This window comes from Rhizobium sp. T1470, from assembly GCF_042140505.1.
In the GTDB taxonomy this organism is placed as follows: Bacteria; Pseudomonadota; Alphaproteobacteria; order Rhizobiales; family Rhizobiaceae; genus Rhizobium; species Rhizobium favelukesii.
This window is the reverse complement of sequence record NZ_CP148092.1, coordinates 314,673-334,355: the sequence shown is the minus strand read 5'-3', so window position 1 is coordinate 334,355 and position 19,683 is coordinate 314,673. Positions and strand designations below refer to the sequence as shown.

The 19,683-nt window shown below is 57.7% G+C and carries 12 protein-coding genes and 3 pseudogenes; 3 read left to right on the top strand and 12 right to left on the bottom strand.

Annotated features, from left to right (window positions below):
* Positions 1-42: 42 nt before the first annotated feature.
* The 6 genes and pseudogenes from WGT02_RS22650 to WGT02_RS22625 all read right to left on the bottom strand — a co-directional run bounded on the left by WGT02_RS22650 (position 43) and on the right by WGT02_RS22625 (position 10,371).
* Positions 43-262 (bottom strand): annotated as a pseudogene (locus WGT02_RS22650) (cold-shock protein).
* A 654-nt stretch (positions 263-916) separates the two neighbouring features.
* Positions 917-3,184 carry a glycosyltransferase family 4 protein gene (locus WGT02_RS22645; RefSeq protein ID WP_208246911.1) on the bottom strand — a complete coding sequence of 756 codons (2,268 nt, stop codon included), beginning with the start codon at positions 3,182-3,184 and terminating at the stop codon, positions 917-919.
* The gene (locus WGT02_RS22640; protein ID WP_208246909.1) at positions 3,181-6,420 is read right to left on the bottom strand and encodes a glycosyltransferase; all 3,240 of its coding nucleotides are present in this window, start codon (positions 6,418-6,420) and stop codon (positions 3,181-3,183) included. Before WGT02_RS22640 ends, WGT02_RS22645 begins: the two co-directional genes overlap by 4 nt.
* Positions 6,417-8,762 carry a UDP-galactopyranose mutase gene (gene glf / locus WGT02_RS22635; protein WP_375679451.1) on the bottom strand — a complete coding sequence of 782 codons (2,346 nt, stop codon included), beginning with the start codon at positions 8,760-8,762 and terminating at the stop codon, positions 6,417-6,419. The genes WGT02_RS22640 and glf overlap by 4 nt, the downstream gene beginning before the upstream one ends.
* A 59-nt stretch (positions 8,763-8,821) precedes the next feature.
* Complete coding sequence (locus tag WGT02_RS22630) at positions 8,822-9,994, bottom strand: glycosyltransferase (protein ID WP_225039997.1); 1,173 nt, start codon at positions 9,992-9,994, stop codon at positions 8,822-8,824.
* A gap of 257 nt (positions 9,995-10,251) precedes the next feature.
* On the bottom strand, positions 10,252-10,371 hold the full coding sequence (locus WGT02_RS22625) for a DUF6766 family protein (protein WP_309475092.1): 120 nt from the start codon (positions 10,369-10,371) through the stop codon (positions 10,252-10,254).
* An 807-nt stretch (positions 10,372-11,178) separates the two neighbouring features.
* Between WGT02_RS22625 and WGT02_RS22620 the strand changes: the two genes are divergently transcribed.
* From WGT02_RS22620 to WGT02_RS22610, 3 genes and pseudogenes are all read left to right on the top strand, one after another.
* Positions 11,179-12,102 (top strand): PhnA-like protein, encoded by a 924-nt coding sequence (locus WGT02_RS22620; protein ID WP_208246907.1) that lies wholly within the window; start codon positions 11,179-11,181, stop codon positions 12,100-12,102.
* Between the two features lie 22 nt (positions 12,103-12,124).
* Positions 12,125-12,616 (top strand): ferritin-like domain-containing protein, encoded by a 492-nt coding sequence (locus WGT02_RS22615; protein ID WP_024318608.1) that lies wholly within the window; start codon positions 12,125-12,127, stop codon positions 12,614-12,616.
* Between the two features lie 197 nt (positions 12,617-12,813).
* Positions 12,814-13,402, top strand: a pseudogene (locus tag WGT02_RS22610) (IS6 family transposase); the annotation flags it as partial.
* Positions 13,403-13,448: 46 nt separating this feature from the next.
* On the opposite strand, the pseudogene WGT02_RS22605 reads toward WGT02_RS22610, so the two are convergent.
* From WGT02_RS22605 to WGT02_RS22580, 6 genes and pseudogenes are all read right to left on the bottom strand, one after another.
* A pseudogene (locus WGT02_RS22605) lies at positions 13,449-13,883 on the bottom strand (transposase); the annotation flags it as partial.
* A 115-nt stretch (positions 13,884-13,998) separates the two neighbouring features.
* Positions 13,999-15,348, bottom strand: a complete 1,350-nt coding sequence (ltrA, locus tag WGT02_RS22600; protein ID WP_341353390.1) for a group II intron reverse transcriptase/maturase — start codon at positions 15,346-15,348, stop codon at positions 13,999-14,001.
* Between the two features lie 546 nt (positions 15,349-15,894).
* Positions 15,895-16,989, bottom strand: a complete 1,095-nt coding sequence (gene ltrA / locus WGT02_RS22595; protein WP_263623046.1) for a group II intron reverse transcriptase/maturase — start codon at positions 16,987-16,989, stop codon at positions 15,895-15,897.
* Positions 16,990-17,088: 99 nt separating this feature from the next.
* A complete protein-coding gene (locus WGT02_RS22590; protein ID WP_208245164.1) occupies positions 17,089-18,660 on the bottom strand; it encodes an IS66 family transposase in 1,572 nt (523 codons plus the stop codon).
* Positions 18,661-18,714: 54 nt separating this feature from the next.
* Positions 18,715-19,068, bottom strand: coding sequence for an IS66 family insertion sequence element accessory protein TnpB (tnpB, locus tag WGT02_RS22585; protein ID WP_208245162.1), 354 nt, complete (start codon positions 19,066-19,068; stop codon positions 18,715-18,717).
* The gene (locus WGT02_RS22580) at positions 19,049-19,507 is read right to left on the bottom strand and encodes a transposase (RefSeq protein WP_208245161.1); all 459 of its coding nucleotides are present in this window, start codon (positions 19,505-19,507) and stop codon (positions 19,049-19,051) included. Before WGT02_RS22580 ends, tnpB begins: the two co-directional genes overlap by 20 nt.
* Positions 19,508-19,683 lie beyond the last annotated feature (176 nt).

The window sequence follows — 19,683 nt, the reverse complement described above, 5'->3', positions numbered from 1 at the left end:
GACTCGTCGACCTTCAATCCCGCTCAATGAGACTGACGATTTCTAGAGAGCCCGGAGATCTTCCGCGGCGGTCTTGCCCGACTGTCGATCGCGCGTCGCTCGTAGCTAACCTTCTGGCCGTCCTTGAGCCCCTGAAGGCCGGAGCGCTCGACCGCAAAAATACGCACGAACACATCCGGCAGCCGTCGTCCGGCTGGATGAAAGCGTAACCCTTTTTAGAGTTGAACCACTTGACAGTAGCTGTTTCGAAACCTCGTTTGATTGCGGTGCCGAGATAGCGCCGGACAAAGCTCCTAACAAGGCGTTTTGCGCACCAACTTGGCCCTGGCGCCTCTTCCGCGAAGCGGTTCGAACGCGCTACCGCCTTATCCACTCGGCGTCGTCATCATGGTGGAACCGCCGCCGTTTCCTCCGGCGGTCGGATCCCGGTCGTTGGCTGTGGCCGGTCGACTGACTCCTCCTGCCGGATTTGTTGTCGAAGGTCCCGGCGCCATGCGGCTGCGCGTTGATCGAATTTGGAGCCGTCGACGCCGTGGTTTGCGGATCCTTGTCGATGCTCTCGCCCCAGAACTCCACCGCGCCCAAGCGATCATTGCCCACACCAGGCTGCTGACGAGAACGAGGAAGACTGGTCGGCCGTAGCTTGCCCCTGCCGGGCGTCGGTCGCCGTTTCCTCCATAGTCGAAGGACTGCCCCTCCAAAGCAGCCCCGACTCGGCGCCGTCCTCTGCCGTGAGACCGTGGGGCGGGTCCTCCGCGCCTCGGGGGCTTGGGTGGCCATCTTGGCTACAAAGCTGAACTCCATGTGGACGACGAAGGCGTCGTCCTCGATTATTCGCTTAGATCCCATAGAGAGTTTTTTGACCACTCTGCCACGGCGGAGGTTGTGGCGCGAGAGACTGGAGCGAAACTTAGCTTTAGGAAAGCCCGCTCCTTCCGATAACGTCTCGCTGTATACATTCCAACGCTTCTGCCAGAGGCTGATATACGACGCGAGTTGCGTCAGAAATTTCCGCCGACAGAAGACCGTTTTGACACGGTCGATCATCATCCCATCCGGAATGGTTTAGGATTGGGTACAGGCATATGCCTTCGATCGGAACCCCGGCATCCATCGCGGCAACGACCTCGCTATAAACATACATGACCCAATCAGGGCGCCTTTGGGCTTCGATACCGGTTTCGGCAGCGAATATCGGTTTGCCATATCGGGCATAGGTTTCGATCAGAATAGTTCTAAATGGTTTGTAAAGCACGTTGGTTACGTCGATCGGTGGCCCCCCGTGAATCCACTGATTGTTGTGATAGTAGTTTACCCCAACAATATCGAGATAGCGATCTGCACCGCCGATTTGAGGCCATAGCCTTCCTGCTAATAAATCCCACCCCTGGAACTGCGACTGCCGGTGTGCTTCGGCAACAAGCTTCTCCCAGGGTCGCGAAGGATCGATGATGACATTGATAACGGGATCGCAGTGTACGAAACGCGCCCGTGGATCGACAGCAAGGATGGCATCCATGGCGGCGATGGAAGCGCGCGCGAGTTGGACTTTCAATTCGAACCCGCGTCCGTTTGCAAAAGGGTTCAGGTAGCCGGCGTCACCTCCACTCCACGACAAAAACGAGATCTCGTTCACTGGGCAATAGAACGGAACGTCTCCCGTATTTTTCCGCACCACTGCGGCGACAGCACCAGCAAAATTAGCAAACCGCGTCATAAACTCCTGCCCCCAAATATCGATATGGTCTGGCCAGCCAAAGTGCAAAAGATCCCAGATGACCTGGGTGCCCGCCTCCTTCGCCGCTTCGAGCATTGGAAGAAAGCTAGACCAATCATAGTGGCCAGATGACGGCTCTATAAGATGCCAGCGGAGGCCGTCGCGCACGGTTTCGATCCGGTGCGCTTTCAGTTGATCGTAGTCCTGTCGCGCATGCGAGTCGTGGCCCGTCGAGGCGAGGACATCGAGACGCGTCCCCGCAGTTTCGCCCTCGCCTGGACGGAGGCGGTGCGTTGAACACTCGAAACCGCCCTGAATGAAAGATTTGAATAAACCAGATGGCCCGGCTCGCGCTCGATCTTCCAGGACATCCAGAAAGAGACCTTCCCATCGCGGCACGATCGTAGCAGCGCTGTAGTCATTTTCAACTTTTGACATCAAGGCCTTGCCCAACCGGGCACGCAGATCGGCTGACATAATCAGCTTCATCATGGCCTGAGCGACAGCGCTAGGATCGTTGTAGGGCACGAAGAGACCCGAAGTCCCCTCCTCGACCTGCTGAAGTGCGCCGTTATCAGGCGTCGCGATGACGGGCAGACCTGCTGCACCTGCCTCCGCGAGAACATGCGGCATCCCCTCGTCGCGCGAGAGCCAGGTAAAAATGTCGAAGGCTGACAGAAGGTTGGGAACATCCTTCCGATCTCCGAGAAAGGAAAGCACGTCACCCAATCCCCGCTTAGCAGCGAGTGACTGCAACTCTATCGCGTACTCCGGATGGAACGCGTCGGCCCCTCCTACAATTACAAAACGCGCAGACGCAACGTCCATATGCACCATTGCCGCGGCCTCTATGAAGTCTTCGACGTTTTTTTTGGGATCAAGCCGTCCGACCCAACCCACCAGGACCGAATCCTCGGCCACGCCCAGTGACGAACGGTTTGCGGCACGCCGGGTGGCGTCAAATTCCGAGAAATCGACCATCGACGGGATTTCAAGAGCACTTGATTCACGACCGGCCATCACGGAGGCTGCGGCGTCGCGGATTGATCGACAGACGCCGACGTAGCGACTTGTGAAGTGCTTCGGCCCAGCAAGCGCCTCCGACACCAGCCCGCCATGTTCGATCAGTGGCGGGCGGAGATGGAGACGTCCAAGCGCCGGGTAAATATCGGCGACGTTCTGGCAGGAGACCACCACGTCGTAGCTTGGGATTTTCGTTGCCAGATAGGTTATCGTATCCTCAAACGACAATTCATAAGGGGTCGTATCGACATCCACGCCCAACGCCGTTAGCTGCTCGTGTGTCTGCTCGGGCATGTTCGGCTTGTGGAAACATGCCACGACGTCAATGCGATAGCGGCTTCGATCGAGATTTCGGGCAAGGAGCCGGACTTCGGTCTCTTCACCGCCAACGACCAACCATGCGAATACGAAAAGGATGCGGACTGGTTGTTTGCCGGAGCTCATTCTTGAACCTTGAAAACAATTTGCAGGAATTCCGGCCGGTTCGTAACGAGATCGGCCAAGAATTGCGGCGCATCATCAAATGGAACGACGTGCGTGATCATGTGGTCGCGGATAGCAGAGCCGTGGCTTCGCATAAGGCCCACTGTCTCTCTGGCAAGCCGACATCGGTCCCACAACGCCCCCAATCCCCGCGGCACACGATTGATTTGGGCGCACCTGATGTTTAGACCATTGTGATGAAACTCTTCGCCAAGCCGCAATCCCTGAGCTCCACCTTGGTAAAAGGCGAGATCGATGACTGTTCCCTGCGGCCGCAACGCCTTAAGCGCAGCATGCAAGCTCGTCGCCTGCGCACGCGTCTGGAACACTATATCGGCGCCGCGGTCTCTGCCGCCGTTGTGCCACCGGGCCTTCACGTGCTGCCACACTAGCTCCTCCTCCATCGCGCTGAGGCCAAGATCGTGCGCCTTGTTCTGACGGAATTCCGACGGGTCGCCGACAATGACGTTGGAAGCTCCGCACTTCTGCGCAAACAGCGCAGTCATCAGACCCACGGTTCCCGCACCGAGGACAACGACGTTTCGTCCCTCAATGCCAGCGCCGAGGTAAGGCACGCTGCTTCCGAACGCCTCTGAATCGGCGTGCAAAATTCCATTAGCCGCGATCGGTCCCATCTGAGCGACGAACACTCCAAGCATGGGATCGATATCGTTGGAAAGCGGCACCAGCACGTCATGGCATGGGTCTGCAGTGTGGCCGCTCTTGTGCGCAAACGTCGTCGCGACAATATCGCCGTTCGCGAAGCCGGCTGCCCGCGTCTCCGAGACCCGCGCCACCTCCATGTAGCCAAGAAAGGGAACTGGATAGTGAAGGTCAGCCTCGCCTTCCACAAATACACCCCTCTCCCCATCGAACCTCGAATGGAAGTAAGGGTTGGTATTTTTCATGAACGTGAGTTCGGTACCTGCTGAAAATCCGCTATACAACGTCTCCAACCGGATGTGGCCTTCGGGGGGCGGGCCCTCTTCGTATTCCAAGAAGAATGCTTTCCCCGCACGTTCTATGCCCAGCGAACGAATTCGCCGATGGCCGGGCTGCAGGCCCTGCGGCTCCTCTTTTCGGAATTGATGCCGAAGAGGAGCCATCGGCCTGCGCTCGAAGACAGGAGGGTCGAGTCTTAGGGGTTCGTCTTGTCGAGCTGAGGCTGCGACAGCCAGCGCGATCCGATGCGTTGCGAGCGCGTCCGAGTAGGCACAGCGAATGTGGTTTTCCTGCCCGCGCACGGCGTCGACAAAATCGCGATCCTCGCGCCAGACGGGATCGCCTTCGGCTTGGCGAACCGGACGTCCTGCTCCGACATCGACCATGATGTCATGATCTGTCAATTCTATCGCAAGACGATCGGCGAAGATGTTGAGCCCCACCCTATGGTTCCAGCCGAGAAGGCAGGTTGAGGAAAAGTTGGCGATGACGCCGGATTCGAAGGTCATTGTCGCGGTCGCAACCGCGGGCACATCGAGGCCCGGAAATTCTAAACGATCTTTAAAGCCGACACGACCATATACGTCGGTAACTTCGCCAATGAGGTAACGCGCCAGGTCAATGATATGAGTGGTCTGTTCGATCATCTGCCCACCTGATCGATCAATCTTCCACCACCATTGCGGTGGAGGCGTCTGGTCCAACCAGTAGCCGGAGAGAAGTTGCGCCGGGTTTTCCACCAACAACCGGCGGGCCTCCTCTACAGTATCGAGGTACCGCCAGTGATAACCCACGGCCGTTATCAATTTCGCTCGCGCAATCATGGTTGCAAGTTCTTTAGCAAGGGCCAAATCGAGGGTGATAGGCTTCTCGACAAAGAACGGGATGCCGCGTTGGATCAGCTCCCGTTCCGCATCGCCGTGCGCAAAGGGAGGTATGCAAATATAAACCGCGTCGACCGCTTCGGCGTCCAGCATGGCCTGGTGGCTGGTGAACGCTTTCGCGCCAAAGCGCGATGCCGCGTCGCTTGCGCGACCTAAGTCAGGATCCGCAAAGGCGACGAGCGCCACATCGTCAAACCCGGCAAGGATGTCGAGATGGCGGTGCGCGATTCCTCCGCAGCCGATGAAGCCAATCCGTGTCTTGTCCATGAAAGGCTGTCCTCTTTTGACTTCTGTTTTGGCGGGGAGAAACCGTTGATAGATGGCAACCGTTTCGGTGGCCATCCGATCCGCTGAAAAGGCGCTGTGAAATCGATTCATGCCAGACTGACCTATTGACCTGGCGCGAATGGGATCAGAGAGCGCGTCGATCAAAACCTCAGCTAGGGAGGAGGAATTTCCTGGCTCAGCCAAGAATGGGTGATCTTCGCCAAGCGCTTCGATGGTCCCCCCAATTCGGGTTGCGACGACCGTTAGACCTACAGACATCGCTTCGAGCACCGCCAACGGCAGGCCCTCAAAGCGCGAGGGCAGGACAAAGAGGTCGGCATTCATCATGATGTTGGGAACGTCGTTTCGGTGTCCGAGAAACTGGACATGATCGCGCAGTAACAGTTCGTCGACCAGATCGTGGACAGCGTTCATTTCCTCGCCCTCCCCCACGAGAAGAAGCAAGGCGCTGGGATGGGCTGCAACCACTGTTGGCATTGCCCTTACGAGGGCAGCGTGATCCTTCTGTTTCGAAAACCGCGCCACCGTAAGAAGGGTTGGTCGGGATTGATACGGGCGTTCGCCCATGCCGTGTGCGTCGCTTTCCCCCCGATCCCACGCATAGATCCCGTTGCGGACAACCGTCAGCCGGGCCGGATCCACACCATTTCTTTCAAAACTCTTGCGAGAGGCCTCGGAGACCACGATATGATGGGTAACTGTCAAAATCGCCCTATGATATTGCGCGATCTGCTCAGCATCTGTCAGCACATATGGCAAATGCTCCGTTCGTATGACGGGAATTCCGCAATCGCCCCCTACACGGGCAATCCCGTGTCCCTCCCACCCGATGCCGGCATGGATGTGAAGCAGCGATGCCCCCGACGAACGCAGCCATTCTTCAAATGTCGCCAGGTCATCGGCGCTCTTGATCGCCAAGCCCCAGCGTACGGCGCGGGTCAGCAACGCGGAGTTCTGCGGAGCCGCTAGCGTGACTTTGTACTGTGTTCCAAGCGCCTGTCCGAGCGTAAGCATGTGCTCGCCCATCCCGGACGGCTCGCGGCTGTCGGTGGCGATAACGATGTGCTGCAAGTGACTGGTCATTTCACGCTCGCAGCAATGGTGCTCGCGTGCGCCTTTGACATCTTCCGGTATGTCGCCAGAGCCTGGCCCACCACCTGATCCATATTATAGTACTTGTATGTCGCCAGCCGACCGACAAATGTCACGTCGCTAGAACGTCGCGCAACAGCTTCATATTGCTTGTACAGTGCCTGATTGTCCGGTCGAGGGATGGGATAGTAGGGTTCCCCTTCTCCACCGGCGAACTCATAGGAAATGGTTGTCTTCGGATGGATCTGGCCAGTCAGATGCTTGTATTCGGTGATCCTCGTATACGGCACTGTCTCCGAGGGATAGTTGATCACGCCGACTGGTAGCAGGCGTCTGGCATCATGTGTTTCGTGTCGGAACTCAAGGCTACGGTATGGAAGACGACCGAAGCGATAATCAAAATATTCGTCGATCGGTCCTGTGAAAATCGTATGTGCCTCGGGATGGTCCCTTCGGATGTCCGCGAATTCCGTGCCGAGCGATACGGTGATGTACTCGTGGTCCAACATTTTCTCGAACATCCTAGTGTAGCCATGCAGCGGCATAGCCTGGTAGGTGTCGAGGAAATATCGGTCGTCATCGCTAACGCGTGCCGGGACACGCGAGGTTACCGATCTGTCAAGCTGACTCGGATCGAGACCCCATTGCTTGCGGGTATATCCTTGGAAAAACGCGCGGTAGAGATCGCCACCGACCTGGGAGACAACCGCATCCTTCGCTGTTTCGATCGGATCGCAAGGCTCTGCACGAGCGGCCAAAAATAAGGCGGCCTCTGCTTCGTCCTTCAGATTGAGACCGTAGAACCCATTGAGGGTCGTTCGGTTGATGGGAACTGGCAGTCGATGATCGCCGATGTCGGCGAGCACACGGTGTTGGTACGGCCTCCAATCGGTAAATTGTGACAAGTAGTCGAAAATTTCCTGACTGTTGGTATGAAAAATATGCGGTCCATATCGATGAACGAGGATGCCGTCTTCATTGTGAAAATCGTACGCGTTGCCGCCGATATGCGGACGCCTATCACACAAAAGCACATGCCTCCCATCGGCCGCCAATCTTTCTGCCAGCACCGAGCCCGCAAAGCCTGCACCGACGATCAGGTAGTCAAAGGATGACCTCGACCTGGCGCTTGTCGGTGGAGATGGGAATTGTGTGAGAGAATGTGTGAATGCGGACCGACGGATGATGGCTTCCTCAACCAGCACACTCATCGCGTGAAACGTGTCGTCCCACGACGAAGCGGCGAGAAGGGTATCAACTGATCTCAGCCAGGCGCCGTCGGATTCTTTTAAGACAAGCGCATCGTCGCACGCTGTGGCAAACTGCTCGGCATCCCGCGCAAGAGCAACACCGGAAACGCCCCCGTATTGACGCACGACGTCGGCGATAGGCGTCGATACGATTGGTCGACCGGCAGCAAGATACTCGGGCGTCTTGGTGGGGCTTATGAACCGTGTTGCGTCGTCGAGAGCAAATGGCATCAGTGCCCCGCTCCAGCCCGACACATACGCTGGCAGTTCGCCATATGCTTTTCGGCCCAGGTAATGGATGTTCTCCGCTTTGGGGAGGTCGTCGGGTGAAATCTTGACGATTGGCCCGATAAACACAAAAGAGAGGTTCGGTCTAGCGTTGGCTACACAGCTTATGAGGCCGAGGTCGAGGCGCTCGTCGATGACGCCATAATATCCGAACTTTGGAGCGCTGATGGACCTTTGATCGGCCGGCTCCTCGAGGTTTCCACGAGCAGCGTGGAAATGGTCTACATCGACGCCAGATGGGAAAGGATGAATATTGTCATGCAGATGCCGCTTGGCCTCATACAGGCTGTGGCCGCCGGTGAAGGCCACATCGGCGCGTTTAAGGAGTGCAGCCTCGGCGTCCTTGAGAGTTGGCGGCGCAAATTTGAAGTTGGCCAACTCGTCCATGCAATCGTAAATGACCGCCGCCGCATCGATGTGACGAGCGAGCCCATACATGAGCGGAGTATAGAACAATAGGATCGGGCGGGCCACGCCGTAGATCGACAATAGTTCATCCAACAGGTTTCTTAGTTCACGCTCCCTCTCGTCCTGACCTAACCAGTGAGGGATTCGTGGACGTATGGCTTTCACCGCCGTCCCCTCAAATGGATGGATCTCCAGATAGGCTAAATGGTGATCTGTGGGGATGAACTCTTCGAAATAGAAGACCTGTCTATCTCGCGCGAAACGCTCCATCAAATGCTGGGGACGCTGCAGCACAAAATCCCAGCGCAAATGGGAAAAACATATGATCGGCGCCTTGCGTTGTTCGGCTGTACGGAACCCTTGGGTGAGTGAGCTGGAAAGATTCATTTGCGGATCCGCGGTTTATGGAAGCCTTCCAACCTCCACTCCGGCGGTTTGTTCCGCAGTCATTTCTGCCCCGCACGCGAATCCATGATTTCGCAAAGCTTGCGGACTGAATGTGGCCACGTCCAATTATCAAGGACAACCTGGCGCGGCGAATAATTTGAGAGGTTTTCAAGCATGCTCGAAATGGCATGGTGAAAATGATCCGCTGCTACAGTCTCCCCTGTTCGCGGAGTAATATACTGAAGTCCACACACGAGAGCGCTATTGGCGAGAACCGGCAGGCCAGCCAGCATGTATTCGGTTAAGATTGCCGGGGCGCCGTCGTTGATGCCGCAAACCACGCCGATCTTTGCCTGGTTCATTAGACTATTAACCTCTGCATATGGCACGCCTGGCGGACCAACAAAGTCGACGTCAATCCCCAAGGCTTGCACTTGTGTGCGCAGCATATTCCCAAGTTCCCCATAGCCGCAAACGCAAAGTGCCCTCATGCCATGCGGAAGTTTAGCCAGGGCATCGAAAAGGATATCGTGGCGCTTGTAAGTTTGAGCGGCGGCTACATAGATAACGTCATATCGCCGTGGGCCATCGAGTGGATAGAACATGCTCTGAGACGCAAATTCCGGCCCGATCGGAAGGACCGCCGTCTTCATTTCCGGATGTCGCCGGTTCACCTCCTGCGACTGCCACAAGGCGCCGGTCAGCACCAGATCGAAATGTTGGCTAATTGATCGGGGAACTCGCCACGTAGGGGCATCGATAGAATTGTAGATTTTATAGCTGCTCTTGCATGCAACAAGTATGTCTTCTGAAACGCCAAGCCCCCACACGCAGAGAATATCGGGAGCACCAAACGTAAGGATGTGGGCCAGCATATCATTCGACGCGAATGGCGCCTTTGGGCCGTTCATTGCAAATGAACGGCGAACAAGAAACGGATTAGTCGTCAAATCCTCGGGGGGCGGGCGGTCGCCGCGCCAATGCGTCCAAACTTCGACGCTGTCGACTATACCCATCTTCAAGCAAGCAAGGGGCAGGCGTTCAATGTAACTGCCCTCCACCACTAGATCATGGATTGGCTGTTCGACAGTAAAGGGGGGACTTCCCCGCGCTCCACTGGCCCACTGGGCTCGCAACTCCTCGATAGCGAGCGGCGAGGGAGGCCCGGACCAGCCGGCTTGATAGTCACTGATAACGACAAGACGCTTTTTGCCTAAATATTGCCTGTTCAATACCCTCCACTCCGTCCACCCCTGATGCCGACCATTACGTTCGCAAACCAGCGGTTCGTTCTAGTCGCCGATGAGAAACCCACCGGTCCAATGCACCACACAGTCCGTGCCGTATCGAAAGTCCAGCTTCTCTCGCGGTGGCAATGAAAGCGGCTCGTACCACCAGAACGGCGGCAGAGGGAAACTCACTGCGAAGCCGCGTTGAAGAGGAAGGCGGTCAAAACCACGTAGGCGGACATGTGCAGGAATTCGCTCTCTCAGTTCTCGAACAACGCCGATAGGAAGCTGCCCGACCCCGTGTAGTCGAGCAATGTCAGTTGCGGGAAGCCGTGTTCCGCCAGATCCTGATTGAAGCTCTGCCATCCGCTGTGCAGCATGCCGACGATCGTGACAATGTAGCTGCGATGAGAACAATGGTCAGTCCTTTCTCGCGGAGAAATCGCAGTCCTTCGTTCAGTACGGCAGTAGGATCAGTGTTCGATGCTGCGCCGCGCCCACTTCAGATTAACTTGCATGGCCGACGAACGTTCCCCGCCTGAATGGTTTTCGTGCGGTCGCGATTCCGCGCACCCGCGGTCAGATTCCGACCGGCAGCCATTGCCTCGCGAGTGGTTCCCCGCCATGCCTCATCCTCTCCTCCATCAAAAGAGGGTTTCGATACCTGCATGCATTAGAGATAGCTCCCCTCCAAGGGGGTGACGAGCCAAACCTGCGAGCTACGTCAGCGCGTCACAATCGGCGAGAAAACTATGACCGCCCGGTACCAGGATGACGACGCACGCTTCATCCTGGTTGGATTGGAATTCGAGGGATTTCAAATTTCCAGATTGATGACAAAAATCCGAGATTTCGCGGCCGCCTACATCGAACGTATATCCGCGGAATTGAGGGCGGTCGACCTCCTCCGAGCTACCCTGTGGCGGAGTCGAGCGCCTGGACGGCAGCATGCCTCTCACTGTCTTCCTCCGGATTCCATTTGCGGACATACGTGTTCCCCAGCGTCACCATTGAATCCCTCGCGATCACGAGGCTTCAGACATTCGACACGTCCTTTGCATCCTGCTCGGCATCGATGGCGCTCAAGTTGACCGCTGGCAAAGCGAAAATACTCCTTGGAACATTCGGATGAAGCGGGAGTTGGGACGCATTCACAGAACCGCGAAAAAGCTCTGGAGGCTTGTACAATGTCCCAACCATCCATCTCCCGCCTGCCGGGCGATACTCCGTATGCGGTCAACCCGGTGGACCCGCGCATTACGGCCACTCTCAATAAGATATCATGGGGTGCGGTGTTTGCCGGCGTCGTGATTGCCCTCGCCGCACAGTTCCTGCTCAATCTTCTCGGCGTCGGAATTGGTGCTGCGGTCCTCGATCCCGCCACATCGGACAATCCTACAGCCGCTAGTTTCTCCATCATCGGTGGCCTCTGGTTCGTCGTTTCCGGCATCGTCGCCTCGTTTATCGGCGCATATGCTGCCAGCCGGCTGTCAGGCCGTCCGAGCAAGTCCACAGGCGGTTTCCACGGCATCACCTCGTGGGCCGTCACCACGCTGGTCATTCTGTACCTCCTGACGACCTCGGTCGGCGCACTCGTCGGCGGCGCGTTCAGCGGCCTTTCGAGCGTGGTCGGCGGCGTCGGCAAGACTGCAGCAACCGCAGCGACCACCGCGGCGCCGTCGATTGCCGCGGCAGCCGATCCGATGGCCGATATCGAACGGCAAATCCGCGGGGCCAGCGGTGGCTCCGACCCGCAAGCCCTGCAAACGGCGGCGGTGACGGCGATGAAAGCGGTAGCAACGGGCGACCAGAGCCAGGTCGAGGACGCCAAGGCACGGGCCGCCGACGCTCTAGCGAAAGCTCAGAATACTCCTGTCGACCAGGCCCGTGCGAAAGTCGATGAATACGAGGCCAACTACAGGGCATCGATCGATCAGGCAAAGCAACAGGCTTTGGAGGCGGCACAGACCACGACGGAGGTCGTTTCCAGCGGCGCTCTGCTCGGATTCCTCGCGCTCGTTCTCGGCCTGATTGCAGCATGGTTCGGCGGTGTAGCTGGCACGAAGCCTGGCCCAATCCTTGAAGAATATACACGCGACGGAAACCAATAATCTCAACACGAGGAACACGAACATGGCAGAACCTAAAAACCTCAGTGATCTCCTTTATGAGACCCTCATGGATATCTACTTCGCGGAAAAGCAGATACTGACCGCCCTGCCCAAGATGGCGGAAGCCGCACAATCACCTGATCTCAAGGAGGCATTCGAAACACATCGCGGTCAGACCGAAGATCACGTAACGCGCCTCGAACGGGCCTTCGAACTGATGGGCAAGCCAGCGCAGCCGAAGACCTGTAATGCCATCCTCGGCATCATCGAGGAAGGCAAGGAAGTCATGGAGGCGTTCAAGGGCACGGCAGCCCTCGATCCGGGCCTGCTCGCCGCTGCGCAGGCTGTGGAACATTATGAGATCAGCCGCTACGGAACGATGGTAACCTGGGCGGAGACGCTCGGTTTAGATGACGTAGCTGACCTCCTCGCGGAGACTCTTGACGAAGAGGAAACGACCGACGAACTGCTTACCGAGATCGCTAAAGCGACCGTGAACGCGCGGGCCGCCTGAATCCGGGCACCTCGCGAGCGAGACGTGTGAACATACGAGGTACGTCGGGTTGGTCGTCCTAGCGGCCAACCTGCACGTGGCGACCTAGTTCTAGTTCAACCCCTGAGAGGCTCATCTTGTGCGCGCCCGACGGCGCAGGATTATCATCGGCACCGTAACGTTAACCGTGCATCGATGAAAATGTGGGATCTGGTGGGATGACCAGATTTAGCCGTGATCCTCTTTATCGGCGCCACCGATTTCCAGCGGAGGTGATTGCCCATGCCGTTTGGCTCTATTTCCGGTTTCCGCTCAGCCTACGGATGGTCGAGGATATGCTCGCAGCTGGTGGCGTCATCGTCTCTCACCAGACGGTGCGACGCTGGGCTGAGAAGTTCGGCAGACACTTTGCCAATGATATCCGGAAACGATCAGCCGGCAGGCGCCGGTGACAAATGGCATCTCGATGAGGTTGTCGTCGCCATCGGTGGAAAGAAACACTGGCTTTGGCGCGCCGTTGATCAAGACGGCTTTGTTCTCGACGTGCTGGTGCAAAGTCGCCGCAGTGCCAAGACTGCAAAACGTTTGATGCGAAAGCTTCTGAAAGGGCAAGGCCGTTCGCCGCGTGTGATGATCACCGACAAGCTCCGGTCCTATGGCGCAGCAAAACGCGATATCATGCCCGGCGTCGAACACCGCTCGCACAAAGGCCTGAACAATCGGGCGGAAAACTCTCATCAGCCGATCCGACGACGGGAGAGGATCATGAAGCGCTTCAAGTCAGCGCGACAGCTTCAGCGTTTGGTGATGTCAGGTTAACTTCCTCAGGAACACTTTCCGTTAGGCGGGAGGCTCAGGCAGCGGTGCCCGTGACTGCTCTCCAATGCGCGATCGCTCTGATGCGGTGCAGGTGGACGGCGATGGCGGAGTGTTTGGAGCGTGGCGGGACGAAGAGATTTCGGACCGCCGAAAAGACGCTCGTGAAGCGTTGCAGTGCGCCTGGCGAGCGAAACCGTTGCATTATTCGTTCTCGTTTTCGCAGGGGTAGATGGGAGTTTTCGGCGCGATTGTTCAGCCCTTTGTGCGATCGATGCTCGACCGTGGGCATGATCTGCCGCAGTGCCGCGCCGTAGAAACGAAGCTTGTCCGTGACGATGCGCTTCGGTAAGCATCCCTGCTTCTTCATCAGCCGGGTCCGGCGGGCCTGAACAATCTCGTCGAGAACATAGCCGTCCCGATCGACGGCCCGCCAGAGCCAATGCCTTTTGCCACCGATCGTGATGACGAGTCGAGTGGCCCGGGGGAATTTCACCCCCAGGACTGGGTCACCGGAGGCAGTCACCCGCCCCCGGTTCCCACAGAACGTAGCGTGCGGATTTCCCGCACTACGCTCTTCGGCAGCTTCACAGCACCGCGAGTGCTTGCAGCTTCCCGTAAGGAAGCCGCAGCTTGGGTCGCAGCAGCGGGTTCCGTTCTTTGATCTGGTTGAAAGTGTCCCATGTGAGGCGGCCACCATCTCGGCTGCGGCTGCGTAACATTCGGCACCAGTACCGTTCCGTGGCCCGATACACCTTGAGCAGCGACCGAAGGTTTCCGGCGATGCCATAATAGGCGTAGTGGCCACGAAGAGCAGCGTTGATTTCGCTGACCTGGTCCCTGATGACGTAATGTCGAACTTGCCGCATCAGCTCCTGCAGAGACGAGAGACTACGTCGAAGCCGAGACTTCTCCGTGCGCATCCCGACCTTGAAGTTACCCTTTTGGTTCCGCGAGCAGTACAGCGTCATGCCCAGAAAGTAGATCGTCTCCGGGCGATTTCTGCCGCGTTTGCTCGCATCTCTCTGAGCAAACCGACCAAACTCGACCAACTTGGTCTTGCTCGGCTCAAGAGTGAGGCCAAACTTCCCCAAACGATGACGGAGAGCGTCCTCGACGCGGAGCGCATCCGATTGATGTTGGAAACAGATCACGAAGTCGTCGATATAACGCACCAGCCGGGCTTCGCCCTTGAGCTGGACCTTCACCACGCGCTCGAACCAGAGGTCGAGCACATAATGGAGATAAACGTTGCTCAGCAAAACGCTGATCGACCCTCCTTGAGGAGTTCCTTCATCACTCGGGTGGACAGCCCCGTCCTCAAGGACGCCTGCTTTCAGCCAGCGCCTGATCAAGCTGATCACGCGCGGATCCCCGACTCGATGCTCGACAAACCGGAGCAGCCACTCATGCGACAGACTCCCAAAATAGTTCTTCAAGTCCGCCTCCAGCACCCAGCTCGTCCGGCCGCCGCAGATTGCCTCGTTGAGGGTCGACAGGGCATGATGAGCGCTAAGATGCGGCCTGCCGCCGAACGAGCAGGGCAAGAAGTCCTGCTCGTAGATCGCCGACAGCACCGCAGCTGTGCTGCGCTGAAGCGCCCGGTCCGAAACAGTTGGCACCCCGAGCGGGCGCTTCTCCGTCTTGCCGGGCTTGGGGATGTAAACGCGCCGCACTGCCGGCGCGCGATATCCCTGGCGGTGAATGGATTGGAGCATCGGCTCTATCCATTCTCCAAAGCTCTCCTTCGCCGCCTTCACCGTCTGACCATCCACCCCGGCGGCCGAGCGCTGCGGAATCCTCAACAGATTCCTCTGCACCCGTTCGCGCGTGATGTGATGGGCAAGCGACGTAAAGCGGAGTTTCGGCTCACACCGAGCTTTCGCTGCTATATGTTCAAGTCCCGTTTCCATGGTCAGCTGATCTTCCCTTTGCATGAAAGGCCGTGTCTCCCGTTGAATGGAGCCCATGTTGCCCAAAAACATTTCAACTACCGCTGACCGCTTCCCCATGTGGCCGGCTCTCCCGACCTCGGAGTACTATCAGTCAGTCTGACTTCCACCCGGTCATCAGCCCCTTCTCGCCTCATCGGCTTGGCAGGTCCTACAAGCTTGCGCTTGAACCGGTTGGATCTCCCTTGTTCACGTCAAATCCTTCGATTGCATGCTGGCGGTACGAACCCCGGGAGCACCTTGGACCACTCGCAAAGACGCGGCCTGCGATTCCGCCTTCCCCTTTGAGAGACAGGGTCGGCTACTCCGATCACGTTCGATTTCGGGGCTATCTATCCGTTCACGTATGTTCCGGCCTACAATCTCCTTGTCTACGCTTCGCAGCGGCCGTTACCGGACACCACGCAAGACTCAGTACACGGCTGCTCGCTAGGCTTTGCCGTGGCCGTCATCTCAGACGGCTGAATTCAACGCGCTTGCAAGGCGCAACTCTCACAGATCCGGACGTGAGCGTCTCCACTCATCCGGCTCCTACCGTCCAGCCGTTGCCCGATACAGCAATCGCCAATGTGCAAACAGCGCTGGCTCCCGACGCCTTACGTCCTGGACCCAGTACCGCGCACGCCGACGATGGCGTCTCAGGCGTCGATATTTCGACATGGCCCAGCGTGCCAGGCGCAGATCGAGGTGCATCAATGCTCGGGAAAGTGCCGATTTGTGGTAACGACCATAGTAGTTCATCCAACCACGAAGGATCGGATTGAACATCTTGGCCAGATCATTGATGCGCTTGTCGATACGGCGGTCAAGCTGCCAGTCCCGCATTGTCTGACGGATGGCTTTCGCGGCTCGGTTGCTGATACCCGGACTGAAATTGACGAAGGTCTTGCCCCATCGGTTCATTGCCAGTCTCGGTCGAAAGGTGTAGCCGAGAAAGTCGAACTTCTGATTGGGGCAATGCCCCCGCCGAACGTTATCCTTGCAATACACGATCTGTGTCTTGTTTGGATGTAACTTCAGTCCGCATTCAGCAAACCGTTGCTCAAGATCCGTTTGCAACTTTTGGGCCTGACGCTCGCTGCTGCAATGACAAACGGCATCATCGGCAAAGCGTTCAAACGGAATCTCAGGACGGTGTTTGGCCATCCACCGATCGAACGCATAGTGCAAAAAGAGGTTCGCCAGCAAGGGTGAGATAACTGACCCCTGCGGAGTTCCCCTCTCCCGAGGTTCCAAAGTGCCGTTCTCCAGTTGCACGGGAGCCGTCAGCCACCGTTCAATGTACAACAACACCCACGTGCAGTCGGTGTGCTTTCGCACCGCCCGTAGCAACAGGTCGTGTGGAATGGTGTCGAAGAAGGCCTGAATGTCGAGATCGAGAACCCAGTCATGGCGCCAGCATCTCTGCCTTGCCATACCCACGGCCTCGAGTGCCGACTTGCCGGGCCTATACCCATAGGAATCGGGATGGAAATGTCTTTCCAGTTCCGGTTCCAGGTATGCCTTCACCACCCCTTGCGCAATCCGGTCTGAGACCGTGGGAATGCCCAACGGCCTTGTACCGCCTTGCCGCTTTTTGATCGCGACCCGTTTGACTGGCGGCGGAAAGTAGCTGCCAGATGACAATCGGTTCCAGAGCTTGAACAGGTTGTTCGTAAGCGCTCATTTCCATGCGCGTTGACGTGGCCCATTTGACGTGGGTCGCTTTGTGACGGCCCTATCGGATCAGGCAGCGGTAGTTTTGGCGAAGTTGAAGGGCAGCAAATCAGTGATGTCGGAATCTGTTGCGCGCTGCGGCAGTTCGGTAAGCACGTGGCGCAAGTAGGCCAAGGGTTCGATGCCGCAAGCTCGGCAGGTCAGCATTAGGCTGTAGACGACGGCACTGGCCCTCGCTCCGTCCACGGTGTCGCTGAACAGCCAGGATTTTCTGCCAGTGGCAAAAATTCTGATATCGCGCTCGAGTAGGTTGTTGTCGATCGGCATCCTGGCGTCTTCTGTGTAGCGCGTCAGGTAGTCCCACTGATTTAGGGTATAGGACACGGCATCGCCGATCTTGCTGTCGGGCAAGACCTTCGGGGCGATGTCGTTGAGCCATACCTTGAGAGCATTCAGGATGGGGACACTGTGTTGCTGGCGGAAACGGCGAATGCAATCGGCTTGCGTTTCGCCCTTGTCAGGCTTTGCGTTGCGCGCCTGGCTTTCAATCCGGTAGATCTGCTCGAAGAATTTCAGCGCCTGCTCCGGCGGACCGCCGCCTTTCTTTCTTGCCTTGAGGGCATCGACGAAGCGACGCCTGGAATGCGCCATGCATCCCAGATGGGTGGCCCCTGCCAGCGTGCGCCAGGCGGAATAGCCATCGCTCATCAGGATGCCGTGGTAATCGCCGAGGAAGGCCTGCGGATAAATCTGGCCGCGGCCGGGTTGATAATCGAGCAGCACGATCGGCTCGTCGCTGTCCTCTCCACTCCGATACGCCCACATGAATGATGTGCTGGTGGCCTCCCTGTCCTTTTCCTTCAGCACCTGGACCGTCGTCTCGTCGCCATGGATGATGGCTTGAGACCTGAGCCGCGATTTCAGCGCGTCATAGATGCGGGAGAGATGCCTCTCGCTCGAACCGATCACCCAATGGCCCAGAGCACCGCGGCTGACGGGAACGCCGGCGCGCTCGAAGGCCTGGGCCAGGCGGTAGAGCGGCGTGCCATCGACATATTTGTGAACAAGAGCAAATGCCAGCGTCGAGGCCGTGGCGATGCTGCCCGGCAAGGGCTGCGCGGGCATTGGCGCAAGGACAACAGGCGTGTTGATCCCGGTGCGATCGCAATGGCGGCAGGCATACTTGAGCCGCACATTCTGCAGGACCTTGGCCTTCACCTCGATGTGGAGCTGCTCGGTGACGGCCTCGCCCATGCGATGCATCTGGTGACGGCAGCAAGGACAGGCCTTCTGGTCGTCGGCAAGGTCATATTCGACGCGCTCGCGCGGCAGATGTTCCGGCAGGGGCTTGCGGCCACGTTTCTTGCCCTCTGGCTTCTCGATCGCCGCAAAGCCCGTGTCCGGCAGGTCGACGACCTCCCCATTGTCTCCGCCGGCGTCGTCTTCATCGGCAACCTGCTCGGCTTCATCGAAGAGGCGGTCCACGTGCTTTTCGCTTTTCGGCGCAAAACGATGAAGCCGCGCCAACACCAGTTCTTCCTCGAGCTTGACCACGCGTTCCGTGAGCTGACGGTTCTCCGCCTGCAGCGCCGCAATGCGCGCCATCAACTCCTCAACAGTGGGTTCGCCGGGTCGGATCATCAGATTCTTGAATCTGAACCGTTTCGCCCCGTCAACCGCAGACGTCGAGAACTGTCAGCCGGCGATCTGGTATTGCCGAACCGGATGGCGGACCATCGCGTCGATATCAATGCCGTCGAGAATCCAGTGTAATTGCTCGGTCGTCAGCGTTACCACCATCATCTCCCGACGTGGCCATCGGAACCGGTCTTCCGACAATCGCTTCAGCACCATCACAAAACCGGACCGATCGAAGAACAGGAGCTTCATCCGGTCACGGCGGCGATTGCAAAAGGCAAAGACCGCAGGCGCAAACGGATCGAGCTCCATCACCTCCTGCACCAGGACCGCAAGGCTGTTGATACCGGCCCGGAAGTCGATCGGCTCGCGGTGCAGGTAAACCTTGATATCAGCGCCCAGTCTGAACATGACCCAGAGCTCCGATGATCGCCGTCAACGCATCCACATCACCGCATTCCAGCGAAAGCTTCACGCCGTTCGGCAGCAACGCGCTGATTTTGGAAAAACCTGACAGATGGGCCGTCTTCTCCAGTGATGCCGGTTGTTCTTCACCATACGCGACCGGTATATCCAGCGAGCGCATCCCGACAGGCAGGCTGCCGTCTGCTGCGACGACCGGGATAAACGGCGAGCTTGCAGATACCGCCGACAAGCCAGCCTCCCTGGCCTCCTTGACCCACTTGCGTAGAAGGTTGGCATTGACCCCATGGCCAAGCGCAAGGCCTGATATAGAAACACCAGGCTGGAGGCAAGCCGTAACAAGCCGCGCCTTTGATCCTGGATCATAGCGCCGCCGACCATCACGCCCCACCAACCGCACACGCAGCTTCTGCTCTTCGTCATTCATATTTGGTGTCCACCTATTTCAAGTGGACACTTCATGCGGCAGAGAACTCAACGCGAAAAGGCGCATGGAAATGAGCGCTTACGGTTGTTCTTCACATCCCGCTCAAGATCCTCGATCGACTGATCATCGACCCCGGCTGCACCCCGGTTCGCCTTTACCCGTTGATAAGCCTATAG

Excerpts from the sequence above, each read along its gene's own strand:
- WGT02_RS22645 (WP_208246911.1), bottom strand. The coding sequence starts at position 3,184 with ATGAGCTCCGGCAAACAACCAGTCCGCATCCTTTTCGTATTCGCATGG.
- WGT02_RS22640 (WP_208246909.1), bottom strand. The coding sequence starts at position 6,420 with ATGACCAGTCACTTGCAGCACATCGTTATCGCCACCGACAGCCGCGAG.
- glf (WP_375679451.1), bottom strand. The coding sequence starts at position 8,762 with ATGAATCTTTCCAGCTCACTCACCCAAGGGTTCCGTACAGCCGAACAA.
- WGT02_RS22625 (WP_309475092.1), bottom strand. The coding sequence starts at position 10,371 with ATGCTGCACAGCGGATGGCAGAGCTTCAATCAGGATCTGGCGGAACAC.
- WGT02_RS22620 (WP_208246907.1), top strand. The coding sequence starts at position 11,179 with ATGTCCCAACCATCCATCTCCCGCCTGCCGGGCGATACTCCGTATGCG.
- WGT02_RS22615 (WP_024318608.1), top strand. The coding sequence starts at position 12,125 with ATGGCAGAACCTAAAAACCTCAGTGATCTCCTTTATGAGACCCTCATG.
- ltrA (WP_341353390.1), bottom strand. The coding sequence starts at position 15,348 with ATGCAAAGGGAAGATCAGCTGACCATGGAAACGGGACTTGAACATATA.
- WGT02_RS22590 (WP_208245164.1), bottom strand. The coding sequence starts at position 18,660 with ATGATCCGACCCGGCGAACCCACTGTTGAGGAGTTGATGGCGCGCATT.
- tnpB (WP_208245162.1), bottom strand. The coding sequence starts at position 19,068 with ATGTTCAGACTGGGCGCTGATATCAAGGTTTACCTGCACCGCGAGCCG.
- WGT02_RS22580 (WP_208245161.1), bottom strand. The coding sequence starts at position 19,507 with ATGAATGACGAAGAGCAGAAGCTGCGTGTGCGGTTGGTGGGGCGTGAT.